Origin of the sequence: Halocynthiibacter sp. C4, assembly GCF_028823805.1 — a bacterium.
Classification (GTDB): Bacteria; Pseudomonadota; Alphaproteobacteria; order Rhodobacterales; family Rhodobacteraceae; genus Falsihalocynthiibacter; species Falsihalocynthiibacter halioticoli.
The window spans coordinates 52,151-67,091 of record NZ_JAPEIE010000001.1 but is presented as its reverse complement, the minus strand read 5'-3'; the positions used below and the strand labels follow the sequence as shown (position 1 = coordinate 67,091).

Below are 14,941 nucleotides of genomic sequence, written 5' to 3'. Positions count from 1 at the left end.
TTTAACGGGGAGCAACTGCGCTTCTCATAGGATCTCAACATGCTTCGCCACTCCTTTGCCGCCCTAGTTCTGGCCCTTTCTGCGGCCGCCGTACCTGCGCAAGCAGAGTGGAGTGAAGAAGAATTGCGAGAGTTGGTTCTGGAAACGATCCGGTCCAATCCAGAGATCGTCATGGAAGCTGTGGCAATCCTTCAGGAACGAGAAGAAGCCGCGCAAGCCGAACAGGCTAAGGATATCCTGAGCCAACAGCGCGTCCTGCTTGAAACAGACCCGAACGCGCCCGTACTCGGCAATCCGGACGGTGATGTAACCGTAATCGAGTTCTTTGATTACAATTGCCCCTATTGCAAACGCGCTGGCGAAGAGGTCACTGCCTTGATCGAAGAAGACTCCAACGTTCGCATTGTTTATCGCGAATGGCCGATTTTGGGCGAAGGGTCTGTGGTTGCCTCGCGGGCGGCACTTGCGTCGCGCGTTCAAGGAAAATACGAAGAATTCCATACCGCTCTGATGACAGCCAAGGGCCGCCTTGACGAGAAATCCGTTTTCAAGATCGCCAAATCCGCAGGTTTGGACGTTGATCAGCTGCGCACCGATATGGAAGCCCCCGAGATTGACGAACACATCGCAACATCTCATCGCTTGGCGCAGTCGCTCGGATTTAGCGGCACACCTTCGTTTGTGATCGGTGACGAACTTGTCCCTGGTATGGTCCAACTCCCTACACTCATCGATATGGTCGAAGCTGCACGCGACCAAAGCTGATACCGCCTAAATTCCGTCTTTCGCAAACGTGGCCGAAAAAGAACGGTTTCATGCATCTTTTGGCGCGCGTTTAATTCAAACTTGCGAGGCGGAATCCTGCGTGTTCTATGTAAGAAAACGGCCGATGGTAGGACTTCGTGAGCAGACAGTACAAAGTTTCCGCATGCGTGGATCGCATTTCGATCCCATGTATTAAACGCCCCGTGAGTGCGGGCGCATTCGTTGGCGTTGCCATCGCAGCCCTGACCACAACAACCGCATTGGCAGATCCGTCTTACAATCTCGATGGTATGGCGGGCATGATCCACATGCCGTCTGGTGAAGCAATGGAAGATGCGGAGCTTGCTGTAACCGCGTCCTATTTTGCAGGGATTTCGCGCTTCAACCAAACCTTCCAGCTTCATGATCGCGTGTCGGCTACGCTACGCTATTCCCGCTACAATCATTGGCTTGACGGCACCGACTATTTTGATCGTAGCTTTGATTTGCGCTTCAATGTGCTGAAGGAAAGCCAGTTCGTTCCTGCGGTTACAATCGGCCTCACTGATATTTCCGGAACCGGATATTATTCCAGCGAGTTCATCGCCGCGACCAAAAACTTCACGCCAGAGTTCCGCGCGACCGCCGGTATCGGGTGGGGACGACTTGGATCGTACAACTCCTTTAGCGATGGATTTGACAGCCGATCTTCGAACGGAGTTGACGAGCGCGATCTTTTCCGTGGTTCAATGGCCGGCTTTGCGGGTATCGAATGGCGCCCTATCGATAAGCTTACGCTTAAGGCGGAATATTCCTCTGATGCGCACATTCTGGAAACAGAAAGTTTAGACGCATTCGAGCATAAATCCCCGTTCAACTTCGGCGCTGAATACGCCTTTAATGAGTATGTCACACTTGGTGCCTATTCGCTTTATGGCTCGGAGTTGGCCGCGCAGCTTACATTCCGGTTTAATCCAAAGAAACCGATCATCTCCACTGGACTTGGAAGCGCGCCGCGTGCTGTTAAGCCCCGTCCTCCTTACGCTGCTGATCCAGAGCAATATTCAACGGTTTGGCTTGAACAAGCCGGCGTGAAAGAGCTTTTGGTCGAGAACACAGCGAAGTTCATGGAAGCAGATCGCATTGTTCTTGAAGGGCTCGATATTGACGGAACGGTTGTAGAAGCGCGCATTCGCAACCGCAGCTTTATGTCGAGCGCGCAAGCAGTTGGTCGGTCCGCACGGGCATTGTCTCAAACAATGCCGCCGTCGGTTAAAACATTCCGCATTATTCCAGTAGCCAACGGGCTTGCCCCCACTGCCGTTGTAATTGACCGAAGTGACCTTGAGAACTTTGTCTCGCGGCCACCTGGCCAAGATCAAATGCTTCAGTCCGTTGCATTTGAAGAAGCCGGCCCGCCTTCCGATGACATTATTTACTTTGAAGGCACCTATCCGAAATTCACTTGGGGCCTCGCGCCTTACGTTCGCTTTGACATTTTCCAACCAAACGAACCTGTGGAGTGGGGGATTGGTGGGCGTTTGACGTCAAAGTATGAAATTTCAAGAGGTTGGGAAGTTTCTGGCGGCATCAATGCTCAGGTCGTGGGATCGATCGGCGACGGCGACCCTCAGCCGGTAGCAACCGACCTGCCGCCAGTACGGAGCAACGCGAAACTCTATGACGCCTTTAGCCCCGTTTCGCTTACTAACCTAACGATGGACTATTACTTCGAGCCACAGAATGACGTCTACGGTCGGATCTCTGTTGGATATCTCGAGCCTATGTTTGGCGGCATTGCATCCGAGCTTCTTTGGAAACCGGTTGATACACCTTATGCGTTCGGCGCTGAACTGAACTACGTCAAGCAGCGTGATTACGACTCCTATCTCGGCTTCCAAGACTACGAAACATTCACCGGACATGTCTCTGCTTACTATCAAGCAAGTAACGGGTTCGACTTCAGAGTTGACGCTGGGCGTTACCTTGCCGGCGATTATGGTGCAACATTTGCGATCAACCGCGAGTTTGCATCCGGCTGGCGCATCGGGGCCTTTATCTCGCGCACAAATGAAAGCGAGAACGACCCGACTGGCGACGGTACCTATAATAAAGGTATTGTTCTTGAGGTGCCGTATCACTGGATCACCGGCAAGCCTACACGAAGCACACAAACTGTCGCGCTTCAATCAACTTCGCGCAACAGCGCCGCGCGCCTGCGTGTCGATCAGCGGCTTTACGACAAGGTGCGTGACAACCACGCCGAAAACCTCGAAGAAACTTGGGGAAGGTTCTGGCGATGAATTCGAAATCATATTTTGTCGGTATTCTCGGCCTCGCCACGCTCGTAAGCTGCGGCTCTGCCAAGGACGAAGTCACCATATCCTCGACTTTGTTTGAACTCGGCAAATCCTATGTCGAAAAAATCAACCCTAGTGACGGCACAGAAGCAGGGCAGCAAGCTCAAGCTGACCTCGCTGCTGCTCAGAAATGGCTAGAGAACTACGACAAACCGCTCAGTTTCGCTCTTATCGAAAACACCAAGGGCAACGGTTTTCTTGGTATCGAAGAAGTTAACGCGCCATATGAAACTTGGCGGTCCAGCATAGACTCAGTGATTGTACAGAAGAATGGTTTTATAACCGCTACATTTTCATTTGGTGACGATCTGGTTGCAGCCAAAGTTCCATCTACTGTTCGCAACACAGGAACCAAACAGCGGATTAACTACTATCTTGTTGATGATGAAAATATTGTTGGCTCAGAGTTTAGTTGCACTTGGAGTTCACTAGGTAGCGAGGACACGCCCGTATTCGGAAAATCCTATAAAACAGAGCACTTTCGGGAAAAATGTTCGAACTCCGAATCAAAGTTCAGCAACGATTATTGGGTAGATTCACGCGGAATCGTGCGCCAATCGCGCCAGTTTGTCTCTAAAACTGTTGGTTACGTGTCACTACAACGGATAATCGAATAATTTTTTTTTAATTTCTTTACGGTCCCTTTTATAATGGCTAAACGAAAATTCGCGTACGTGCACATTAATGGAGCTAAAAAATGAAAAAATTTGCTACTCTCGCATCTGTTGTTGCTCTCACTGCAACTTCCGCTTTCGCTGGTACACCAGTTGTTGTTGAAGAAGAGCCAATGCCAGTTGTTGTTGAAGAAAAAAGCAGCAGCCTCTCCGGTCAGGGCGTTCTGATCGGTCTCGGCATCCTCGCTGTTCTTGCTATCGCAGCAGCTTCTGACAGCGACGACGATTAATCCACATTGGGCAACCAATGTGTGACCGAGAGTCACCGACTATCAAGTTAAACGGGCCTTTTCTGGCCCGTTTTTCATTTACCTGATGCTTTCTACGAAATAGGATTCACATCAGTTTAAATCCAAACTAGGAGTTTACGATGAAAAAATTTGCTACACTTACTGCGGTTCTCGCACTTTCCGCAACTTCCGCATTTGCTGGTACACCAGTTGTTGTTGAAGAAGAGCCGATGCCAGTTGTTGTTGAAGAAAACAGCAGCAGCCTTTCCGGTCAGGGCGTTCTGATCGGCCTCGGTATTCTTGCTGTTCTTGCTATCGCAGCGGCAAACGACGACGACGATTAATCTTTTCTTTCGACAATTTAGTCGATTGCAAAGCAAAAGCGGGCCAATTTGGTCCGCTTTTTACTTTTCCACTACTGCACTCAAGCAAAACGCCCCGAAGCTTGCACATTCATTACGACTATGGTTCAGCAAGGTATGAACAAACAACACCCTTACCATGCAATCATTATTGGAGCCGGTGCTGCCGGAATGATGTGTGCCGCAGAAGCCGCGAAATCCGGCGGAAAGGTCTTGCTGCTGGATCATGCCAAATCGCCCGGCGAGAAAATTCGTATTTCCGGAGGGGGGCGTTGTAACTTCACCAACCTCTATTGTAGTCCGGAAAACTTCATTTCCGAGAACCCACATTTCGTTAAATCCGCATTAAGCCGCTATAGCCAATGGGATTTCATCGACCTTGTGAACCGACACAACATTGCTTGGCATGAGAAAACGCTCGGACAACTTTTCTGCGACAACAGCGCCAAGGAAATTATCGCACTATTGCTTGCGGAGATGAAAGCGACAGGCGCTGAGCTTCAGCTCAACGCAAAAGTCGCATCGGTTAGCCACAGCAATGGCTTGTTCCAAGTGAACGTAGATGGCCGGGAATTGGCGGCTAGAAACCTCGTGGTTGCAACTGGCGGGAAATCTATTCCGAAAATGGGAGCCACTGGATTTGGCTATTCAGTAGCGTCTCAATTCGGCTTATCGCTCGTTGAAACACGCCCCGCCCTCGTACCGCTTACATTCGGCGATGACGTAAAGAAAGAGCTTTCCGATCTCCCGGGGGTCTCTGTCCCTGCGCGCGTAACTGCGAATAAAACCGGCTTTAGTGAGGGACTTCTATTTACACACCGAGGGCTCTCGGGCCCATCGATTTTGCAAGCCAGCAGCTACTGGCGCGAAACAGATCCAATCGAAGTACAGTTGTTACCTGAAGAAGATTTGTTTGCCCGCCTAAGAGACTTGCGTGGGGAGCATGGGCGCAAATCAATGGCCAACGGCTTGGCAATGCTTTTGCCTGCGAAACTTGCCGCCTACTTCTCTGACAAACTCAAACTGCATGGAAACCTTGCGGACCAAAGTGACAAGACGCTACGAGAAATTGTCGACACCCTGACAGCATGGCAGCTTTTCCCTACAGGAACCGAAGGATACAGAACCGCAGAGGTCACGCTCGGAGGAGTCAGCACCGCTGACCTCAACTCCCAATCACTCGAATGTAAGACGCAACCGGGCCTTTATTTCATCGGTGAAGTTGTTGATGTGACTGGCTGGCTTGGCGGATTTAATTTCCAATGGGCTTGGTCATCTGGATGGGCCGCAGGCACTGCTATCTCTTCGAAACACGAAGCAAAATAGCTTGAATTTGAAAGATTAAGCACGCCTTCACCTTCACCCGCTAAAACGGGCTTGGGTGAACAAACGGGTGATGCAATGGCTGATGTTGGAGACAACAAAAGACCGATCATAATAAAGCGAAAGAAAGTAATCGCCGCGGGCCATCACGGAGGCGCGTGGAAAGTTGCCTACGCGGATTTCGTAACCGCCATGATGGCCTTCTTCCTTCTTATGTGGCTCCTTGGCGCCACTACTGAAAAGCAACGCAAAGCGATTGCGGATTATTTCAACCCAACGATCACGATCAACCGAAATTCCGGTGGTGGCGGCAGTTTCTTTGGCGGCGACAGCCCTTTTCCAGAGGAAACCTTACCCCACAACGGGGTTGGCGCCAGCAACCCGTTACCCGAGGAACTTAAGCCCTCGCTCGGAAACAATGGCGTCGATCAGGGAGAAGTCTCGAAGCCTGGGCCGGACAAAACCGAAGCAAGTGGCGCAAAAGCGACCGAAGATAAGAAACTCCAAGAAGTGCAGAAAACACTGCTTGGGTCCGGAGGCGAAAGCCTATTGTCTGATCACACCAAGCGCCACATAGTCTCAAAAATTTCCGACGAAGGCTTAATTGTCGAGCTGTTCGATATTCGAGGAGCGCCCCTCTTCGAATACGGAACTGACACCCCCACAGAGGTAATGCAGGAGCTAGTAAACAGTATCTCGCGCGTCTTTTCCCTGACGACCAACCAGATCGCAATAAACGGACATTTGCGGACACCGCCAATCGTCGCGCGCGAAAAACAAACTTGGGACATCTCGGCCGACCGATCAATGCGGACCCGTCGAATGCTTGAAAAATTCGGAACTTCGCAAGAACGAATTCAACGTATAACAGGATTTGGATCGCAGAAGCCAACAACAGTTAACCCGTTGGATATAAGGAATAATCGGGTGGAAGTTATTCTTCTTCGCTCGGAAAAACTGCTAAAGTAGTTCGAATTTTATGTGTTAGGGGCATGTTAAACCCGCGCCGGTAATGATCGCATTTGACACCTAGTCGATGCAGCAGAAAGGCGCAGTACAATGACTATTTCTTCCTCACTCAGCGCAGGAGTCGCTGGCCTTAGCGCCAACGCGACTCGGCTGGCTACTATTTCCGATAACATCGCTAACTCCGGTACCTTTGGGTACAAACGCGCGACGGCCGATTTCCAATCATTCGTAATCAACGGTATCGCGGGCTCTGGTTCCTATTCCGCCGGCGGCGTACGCGCCACGACCAATCGTCTGATCGACGAGCGTGGCCCCCTTGTGGCAACGAGCCATCCGCTAGACATCGCAGTTTCAGGGCGCGGTATGCTTCCAGTAACGACCGAAGTGTCGCTGTCCTCCACTGGTGAAGAACCGATGATGATGACGACAACAGGTTCTTTCCGCACCGATGCAAACGGTGTTCTCAAAACGGAGTCCGGTCTTGTGCTACTTGGCTGGCCTGCTGACGCAGACGGCGCAATTCCAACCTTCGCTCGCGACACTCCAGGAGGTTTGGAACCCGTTGTCATCAACGTAAACCAAACCGCCGGTGATCCAACCACAGCCCTTAACCTTGGTGTCAATCTTCCTGCCACAGAAACAGAGGTTGGTGCTTCGGGCGATACGCTGCCTCTTTCCGTTGAATATTTCGGAAACCTCGGGACCTCGGAAACACTTGGCATTACGTTCTCTCCAACCGTTCCCGCTTCTGGCTCGTCCAACGAATGGACAATGAGGATCACAGACTCAGCCTTAGGTGGCGCAACGATTGGCGAATACACTCTAACTTTCGACGACAGTCGCGCAAATGGCGGCACACTCCAATCCGTAGCTGTAGTCAGCGGCGGCGCATACGATCCCGCAACAGGCAATCTCTCTCTTACGGTTGCCGGCGGCCCTCTAGAAATGGCGATCGGTGCATTGGGCGATCCAAATGGTCTTACCCAACTGTCTGATAACTTCGCGCCAACATCGATTACGAAAGACGGATCACCTGTTGGAAATCTCACGTCAGTGGAAATTGATCCGAACGGCTATATCAACGCCACGTATGACACAGGCTTCACGCGCACGATTTATCAAGTTCCGCTGGTTGATGTTGCCAACCCGAATGCACTCGTTTCACTCAACAATCAGGCATTTCAGGTCTCTCCAAACTCCGGATCCTTCTTTCTCTGGGATGCGGGCGACGGTCCAACGGGCGAGGTCTCTGGTTTTGCGCGTGAGGGGTCAACGACCGATGTCGCTGGCGAACTGACCAACCTAATTCAAACGCAACGCGCCTATTCTTCCAATGCCAAGGTTATCCAAACAGTCGATGAGATGTTGCAAGAAACAACCAACATCAAACGATAAATCCAGCTAGCGCCTAGGCATTTACCATGAGCCTTTCATCTAGCCTCGCAAATGCAATGACCGGGTTGAACGCTTCAGCCCGATCAGCGCAGGTCGTGTCTTCTAACATCGCAAATGCGATGACCGAAGGCTATGGCCGTCGCGAACTGGAACTCTCCTCCCAAACTCTTGGCAGAAACGGAGCGGGCGTTACGGTCGTTGGCACAACGAGACACGCGGATCCCGTCCTCATTGCTGACCGCCGCTCTGCTCAATCCGAACAGGGAAGCGCGTCAACAATGAGCGGTTTTCTTGGCCAACTTGAGAGCGCAATCGGAATCCCAGGCGACGCAGGTTCGCTCAGCGCGACAATCAGTCAATTTGAAAACGCGCTGATTGAAGCCAGCAGCAGGCCGGATTCCACAGTCCGCCTTCAAAATGTCCTCACTGCATCGCAAGACTTGGCCGGTAAGTTCAACGCGATATCAGACGATATCCAAAACCTCCGTGTCCAAGCTGACAATCAGATTTTCGAACAAGTCTCCTTCCTTAATAAGAGCCTTAAGCACATCGAATATCTGAACCAACAAATTCAAAATCACTCAAATACGAATAGAGACGTCAATGCTCTCGTTGATCAACGACAAGTTGCGATTGACGCGATTTCAAGCATTGTCCCCTTAAAGCTTGCTGAACGAGACAACGGGACAGTCGCTTTGTTCACGGAGATGGGCGCGATCCTCGTTGATGGCAGAGCCGGAACATTCGAATTCTCTTCAACCCCGACCATTGTTCCCGAGATGACCATCAGTTCAGGCGCGCTTTCAGGGCTAAGCCTCAACGGAACGCCGATCAATACAAACGCGGAACGTAATGCCATCAAGGGTGGTTCTCTTTCTGCTCTGTTTCAGGCTCGAGACAACACGCTCGTTAGTGCACAATCCGAAATTGACTCCATTGCCCGTAATATTATCGAGCGATTTTCGGACCCCGCATTAGACCCTACTTCAACTGGCGGTCTATTCACCGACGGCGGCGCCAGCTTCGATCCTTTGAACGAAATCGCAATCTCTCAACGCATTTCAGTTTCCTCCGCAGTAATCCCAGAGGCCGGAGGGGCAATTTGGAGGATTCGCGACGGCATCGGCGCAGTTTCTCAAGGTGACGTGGGGAACGCCGATACCATCAATCGCATGCTTGGCGCTCTTCGAAATTCTACGCTTATCGCTTCCGGTAGTATGAGCAGCGGCTCGACCAGCTTCGCAAACCTCGCGACGAACTTCGTATCGCAAATCGGCAGCGCCAAACACGCCTCCGAAACTGACTTAACCTACGCCATCACCAAAACAGAAACACTGAGAACACAAGAGCTTTCAGGTGGCGTCGACACTGACCAGGAAATGCAGAAACTCCTGCTTGTGGAGCGAAGCTATGCTGCTAACGCAAAAATCATCCAATCAATTGATGAGTTGTTTGATCTTCTGTTGGGGATTTAGATTATGATGCCAGTATCTTTTGGAGACCGCGCTCACGCCTATCAGCTAAAGCTACAAAACTCTGATCTAAAAGCAGACCTACACAAGCTATCGCTAGAACTGGCAAGCGGCCAGGTCGCCGACACTTCAAAGGCACTCAAAGGCAACTTTGCAAGTCTTGCGAGTTTCGAAGAAGCCGCCGCAGCACTTGAAGCTTACAAGACAACCAACGCTGAAGCAGCATTCTTCCTCGATAGCGCTCAATCCGCACTTGGCTCAATTCAAGTTGTATCATCCGAGTATGCGCCTTCGCTTTTGATGGCCTCAAACGCTGGAAATGCACAGCTGGTCGACACTGCGATTAGTGGTGCAAAAGGGAATTTGGATGCTGCACTTGCTGCTTTAAACACGCGCGCGGCTGGCCAATCGATATTTGCTGGGCAAGCCACGAACCAAAGCGCCGTCGTAAATGCAGATGCAATCATCGCAGAGCTAAATCCACTGATTGCTGGGGCCACAACAGAAGCCGATTTCATGACGGTAATAGATAATTGGTTCGACACCCCCGGAGGCGGATTTGAAACCAATGCATACACCGGCTCCACACAATCACGCAGTTCTATTCCTATCGGTTCGGAGCGAACGGTTGATTACGGAATCACTGCACTCAATCCAGATATTCGAACAACGCTAAAAGGGTTAACCGTCGCGGCGCTAGTGTCTGATGGTGCATTCGCAAGCCAACAAAGCGAGCGCAGCAACCTGCTGAAAACTGCTGGCGAATTGCTGCTAGCCGGAGAAACCGGAATCGCAGCCGTTCGTGCCGAAATCGGCCATGCCCAGAATACGGTCGATCATGTGGCACAACATAACGACAAGGAGCGAGACATTCTAAAAATAGCAAAATCTGAACTTCTCGGAAAAGACCCTTACGAAACCGCTGCCGAGCTTCAAGCCACACAAGTCCAACTAGAAGCGCTCTACACAATGACAGCACGGATATCGCAACTTAGCTTGATGGATTTTTTACGATGAAACATTTTTTGCTTACCTTAGCTTTGTTCCTACTGAGCTTTTCATCGCCGTCGTTTGCGGCACCGGTGCGGATCAAAGATTTGGTTGAATTTGACGGTGTGCGTGGAAATGACCTCGTCGGCTACGGCCTAGTTGTGGGTTTGAACGGTACAGGAGATGGCTTGCGAAACGCCCCGTTTACCGAAGAAATTATGTCAAACATCCTTGAACGACTGGGTGTAAACATAACGGGAGAGCAGCTTCGGCCCAAGAATGTTGCCGCTGTTTTGGTAACCGCCACCCTACCCCCGTTCGCGCGCGCCGGCAGCAAGATCGATGTCACGGTTTCTGCAATTGGTGATGCCAAGAGTCTCCTTGGCGGCACCTTAATCATGACGCCGCTAAATGCGGCCGACGGGCAAATATACGCCGTGAGCCAAGGTGCAATCATCGCGGGCGGTGCGTCCGCTGATGGCGACGGGGCAAGTGTGGTCAAAGGCGTGCCGACTTCTGGTACTATCCCTGCAGGCGCACGCGTTGAGCGTGAAGTGGAGTTTAATTTTGCAGGTCTGGATCAAATGAGACTCGCGCTGCGTAGCCCCGACTTCACAACCGCTGGCCGAGTTGAATCGGCAATCAATGCGGCCTACGGACGACGCGTTGCGCAGATGCTAGACGCCGGAACCGTACAACTCAGCATCCGAGCCACACGCGAGCCTTCTGCGGCGCACGCGCTTGGCAAGATCGAGAACATACTTGTTGAACCGCAGCGCAAAGCGCGAGTTGTTGTAGATCAAAGATCGGGCACGATAGTGATGGGGGAAGATGTCAGGATAAGTCGTGTTGCGGTTTCTCAGGGGAACTTAACCATTCGTATCGAAGAGACTCCGCGCGTTGTGCAGCCAAATCCCTTTAGCGATGGCGACACAATTGTCGTAGCAAACACACAGGCAAGTTTGAACGAAGACACAGGGATCAAACTTGCCGAGGTGCCAAGTGGCGCTTCGTTGTCAGAAGTTGTTGCAGGTTTAAATGCACTTGGCGTTGCCCCGCGCGACTTGATCGATATCCTCAAAACCATCAAAGCTGCTGGTGCATTGCACGCAGAGTTTGTCGTAAACTAGAGCTGGTTTGCGCGTTTTTCGCAGATTAGCAGTTTTTTCTTACCCCTTGCGTAAGAGTAGATTTTAGAAAACGATAAGAGGATTAGCATTCCGAAACCGAAAGGGCTGGAATATGATCGCATTTCGTTATTGTTTTTTGGGAACTCTAATCTCGGTTACAGCCCCTTCGTGGGCCGATCCGAGCTTGGAATGCAGCGCTTCTGCGTCAAGCCAAGTTGAGATTGGCAACTGCGTTTCGCGACAACTTGAGCAAGTAAATAAAGCTCTGGCAATCGCACTGGATATTGCCAGTGGTTCCGCAAAAGAGCTCGATGAAGTGACGGGACGAGAGATCGCTTACCCCGCGCTTACGAAGAGCCAAGACGCTTGGGAGGCGCACCGCAAAGCGCATTGTGATTTCGTGGGGTCAACGTTTGGTGGCGGTTCAGGGGCAGGAATTGCTATTGCGTCCTGTCAAATCGAACTCGGGCGCGATCGCGTCAAAGCCCTGCTTCGCAATTCAAACTGACAGATAGGAAAACAGATTGATGAAACCTCTAAGATTAACTGCTTTGATGGTCATCGCATCTTCGCTAATGGCGTGCACACCATCCTCAATGGATCAGCCTCAAATTTCAGAGCCCGATCCAGAACTTAACTTTGTAAGACCATATCGTGGCGCCGGAGACACCTGTCAGTTGGTTGGAGAAAACGCATTCACTGTCGATTTCCTTGACGATGCCGCCGACCTTGTTGCCTGTTCAACCGGCACGGATGATTCCGCCAGCCTTGCTGCCTCCGAAGGTGCCCGCGTCGTGACCCAGACGAATAGCTATACGCTCTATTCCGTCGCGCGGCGTTAGCCTTTGACAGCGCCGTCGCTTAAGCCGGAAACCAAGTATTTTTGAGCAATCAGAAACACGACAGTGATCGGCAGGCCCGAAAGAATGGCGGCGGCGGCAAAGTCACCCCAAAGGTACTTGAACTCGTTCAAATATAGGCGTGATCCAACCGCGAGCGTCATGTTGTCTTCGCTTCGCAGGAGCACAGATGCGATCGGGTAGTCGTTAACCACGCCAATAAATGAAAGAACGAAAACCACTGCGATAATCGGCACGGCAAGCGGAAGGAAAATATACCGGAACGTTTGCCACGGGCTGGCACCATCAACTTGTGCCGCCTTATCCATCGCTGGATCGAGGTTGTCGAAATAGCCCTTGATTGTCCAGACATGGAGCGTGATCCCAGACATATAGGTCAATATCAGCGTCCAATGGCTATCGATCCCGAGGGCGGGAGAAACTTCGCCGAGACCATCAAAAATCGCGAACAACGCAACTAGAGCCAGAGTTGTCGGAAACATTTGAATAATGAACAAGCTATCAAGCAGCGCAAAGCGTCCGCGGAACTTAATGCGGCTAAAGGCATAGGCCGAAATCGTTGATAGGCTCACAATTCCAACCGAAGCGATCAGGCCGATTTTCACGGAATTCCACATCCAAAGCAGAACCGGATAGGGCGGCGTGACAACCGTTCCATCCGCGCGCGTGTAATCGAGACCAAAAGCAAGATACCAATGCTCTAGCGTTGGATTCTGCGGAAAAATCTCGCCCGTTGTGAAGTTACCCTCCCGAAATGAAATCGAAACGACCATCAGGAACGGAAACATAACTAACGCGATGAAGACCCAAAGAAAGGCGTGCGCGATGAACTTCTGCCTGCGCAAGGTCGATTTATGTTCAACAATCATTGTGCTGCCCTCTTGCTTGCCTGGCGACGCATCGCAACGAAATTCGCATAGGCCAATGCGGCAACGACCAAGAAGATCAAGAACGTGATCGCACCCGCAAGGCCGAACTGCTGACCGCTATCCATAAAGGCCATACGGAACGTGAAGCTTCCGAGAATATCTGTTTCTCCGGCCGGAATGATCGTGCCTGGAATGTCGGGCAAACCGCGCGTCAGCAGCAAGACAAGCACGATATTGTTAAAATTAAAGGCAAAGCTTGCGATCAAAAGCGGCAAGAATGGCGGAATGATCTGTGGCAAAGTGATCTTGCGAAAGACCGTCCACGCCGGAGCGCCTTCAAGGGCGGCAGCTTTGTGGTGGTCAGCGGGCACAGATTGCAGGAACCCCATCGCTAGCAACATCATATAGGGATACCCGAGCCATGTATTTACGATCACAAGCATCAAGCGTGCGAGTCCGCCATCGGTAAACCAATTTGGCCTTATGCCGAAAAGCCCCTCTAGGATCATGTTGATTTCGCCGAAATTCTGGTTGAACAACCCGCGAAATACGAGGATCGAAATAAACGCCGGCACCGCATACGGTAGAATAAGCAAAATTCGATATGCGGTTTTCCCGCGAAGATGTGGCCACTGAAGGACCATTGCCAGAGCCAAACCAACTGCGAATGTAAGGCCAACGGATAGGGTCGCGAAAACAACGGTCCACACAAAGATCGAAACCATAGGCGCACGGATACCTTTGGAATTTGCGATGCGGCGGAAGTTATCAAGCCCGATATTCACGCGCCAACCTGGCGCGACGGCTTCTCCTGTTTCCGTTACATAGAAACCTTGTGATTGATCGGGCGTGAGGGTCGAACCATCCAAATTCGAAACAAGCGTTCCGTCCTCTGTTTGCGTGTATTCCTGCTGAACACTTGCGAAGCTTCTAAGGCCGGAATTCCGCAGTGCGGTTTCATCCGGCAACACAACTTCGACCTGCCCCAATCCGCCACGCAATTTGACGACCTCGCCCATTTTCAGCGGGTTCTCTGGTGCTTCGGAAACAGTGGCAGCTGACAGTTTGGCGGGCGCGTTAAAATCGGTTGGCTCGCTTAGGTAGCCGCCTTCGCCTTCTTTGATGAAGATCTGATAAGAGTCGCCGTCCTGAACAAGGCTGAAAGGCCGTTGCGACTCCTCGTCGATCACTTTCTTAGAAAGATGAACTTCAGTCACCCTCTCGAAACTCAGCAAATTGAAGCTGCTGTAGTTCGTGAACCCGATGTAAACGGTGTAGGCGACGGGGAATGCTATGAACAAAATAATCGCAGCAATCCCAGGGAAGATAAATCTCTGGGCATAAAAACGGTTGCTGCCGAAAATGATTGCGAAGCCGATTGTGATCGCAAGAACGATAACCGCGATTACGGCCTGTCCGGCGAGGTAAAGCGCAAATACACCATAGAGGAGGATCAGAGACAGCGCCGCAACGACCGCGATTTGCAGTGGGTTATGGCCGTTTTGGCTTCTGCTTGCTTCCATGATCCTCCGCCTCCCCGAAAGATAGACGCGCCAGGATTGC

The 14,941-nt window shown here is 51.4% G+C and carries 15 protein-coding genes; 13 read left to right on the top strand and 2 right to left on the bottom strand.

What is annotated here, in order from left to right:
- Positions 1-39 precede the first annotated feature (39 nt).
- The 13 genes from OU789_RS00300 to OU789_RS00240 all read left to right on the top strand — a co-directional run bounded on the left by OU789_RS00300 (position 40) and on the right by OU789_RS00240 (position 12,491).
- Entirely contained in the window at positions 40-765 is a 726-nt protein-coding gene (locus tag OU789_RS00300; protein ID WP_274652305.1) for a DsbA family protein, read from the top strand.
- 137 nt (positions 766-902) lie between these two features.
- Positions 903-3,047 (top strand): YjbH domain-containing protein, encoded by a 2,145-nt coding sequence (locus tag OU789_RS00295; RefSeq protein ID WP_274652303.1) that lies wholly within the window; start codon positions 903-905, stop codon positions 3,045-3,047.
- The gene (locus OU789_RS00290) at positions 3,044-3,721 is read left to right on the top strand and encodes a YjbF family lipoprotein (protein WP_274652301.1); all 678 of its coding nucleotides are present in this window, start codon (positions 3,044-3,046) and stop codon (positions 3,719-3,721) included. Before OU789_RS00295 ends, OU789_RS00290 begins: the two co-directional genes overlap by 4 nt.
- An 80-nt stretch (positions 3,722-3,801) precedes the next feature.
- Positions 3,802-4,008: a hypothetical protein gene (locus OU789_RS00285; protein WP_274652299.1), complete on the top strand. Its 207-nt coding sequence runs from the start codon at positions 3,802-3,804 to the stop codon at positions 4,006-4,008.
- Between the two features lie 140 nt (positions 4,009-4,148).
- Entirely contained in the window at positions 4,149-4,352 is a 204-nt protein-coding gene (locus OU789_RS00280; protein ID WP_263954798.1) for a hypothetical protein, read from the top strand.
- Positions 4,353-4,487: 135 nt separating this feature from the next.
- A complete protein-coding gene (locus tag OU789_RS00275; RefSeq protein WP_274652296.1) occupies positions 4,488-5,696 on the top strand; it encodes an NAD(P)/FAD-dependent oxidoreductase in 1,209 nt (402 codons plus the stop codon).
- A 75-nt stretch (positions 5,697-5,771) separates the two neighbouring features.
- Complete coding sequence (locus tag OU789_RS00270) at positions 5,772-6,662, top strand: flagellar motor protein MotB (RefSeq protein ID WP_274652294.1); 891 nt, start codon at positions 5,772-5,774, stop codon at positions 6,660-6,662.
- A 90-nt stretch (positions 6,663-6,752) separates the two neighbouring features.
- Positions 6,753-8,057, top strand: a complete 1,305-nt coding sequence (locus OU789_RS00265; protein WP_274652292.1) for a flagellar hook protein FlgE — start codon at positions 6,753-6,755, stop codon at positions 8,055-8,057.
- Positions 8,058-8,083: 26 nt separating this feature from the next.
- Entirely contained in the window at positions 8,084-9,532 is a 1,449-nt protein-coding gene (gene flgK, locus OU789_RS00260) for a flagellar hook-associated protein FlgK (RefSeq protein WP_274652290.1), read from the top strand.
- 3 nt (positions 9,533-9,535) lie between these two features.
- Complete coding sequence (locus tag OU789_RS00255) at positions 9,536-10,546, top strand: flagellin (RefSeq protein WP_274652288.1); 1,011 nt, start codon at positions 9,536-9,538, stop codon at positions 10,544-10,546.
- A complete protein-coding gene (locus OU789_RS00250) occupies positions 10,543-11,649 on the top strand; it encodes a flagellar basal body P-ring protein FlgI (protein WP_274652286.1) in 1,107 nt (368 codons plus the stop codon). Before OU789_RS00255 ends, OU789_RS00250 begins: the two co-directional genes overlap by 4 nt.
- 112 nt (positions 11,650-11,761) lie before the next feature.
- Positions 11,762-12,157, top strand: coding sequence for a lysozyme inhibitor LprI family protein (locus OU789_RS00245; RefSeq protein WP_274652284.1), 396 nt, complete (start codon positions 11,762-11,764; stop codon positions 12,155-12,157).
- A 19-nt stretch (positions 12,158-12,176) separates the two neighbouring features.
- Positions 12,177-12,491, top strand: a complete 315-nt coding sequence (locus OU789_RS00240) for a hypothetical protein (protein WP_274652282.1) — start codon at positions 12,177-12,179, stop codon at positions 12,489-12,491.
- On the opposite strand, the gene malG is transcribed toward OU789_RS00240, so the two are convergent.
- Both malG and malF read right to left on the bottom strand, forming a co-directional pair.
- Positions 12,488-13,378: a maltose ABC transporter permease MalG gene (gene malG, locus OU789_RS00235; RefSeq protein WP_263954785.1), complete on the bottom strand. Its 891-nt coding sequence runs from the start codon at positions 13,376-13,378 to the stop codon at positions 12,488-12,490. The genes OU789_RS00240 and malG overlap by 4 nt on opposite strands.
- On the bottom strand, positions 13,375-14,901 hold the full coding sequence (gene malF / locus OU789_RS00230) for a maltose ABC transporter permease MalF (protein ID WP_274652280.1): 1,527 nt from the start codon (positions 14,899-14,901) through the stop codon (positions 13,375-13,377). The genes malG and malF overlap by 4 nt, the downstream gene beginning before the upstream one ends.
- Between the last annotated feature and the right edge of the window lie 40 nt (positions 14,902-14,941).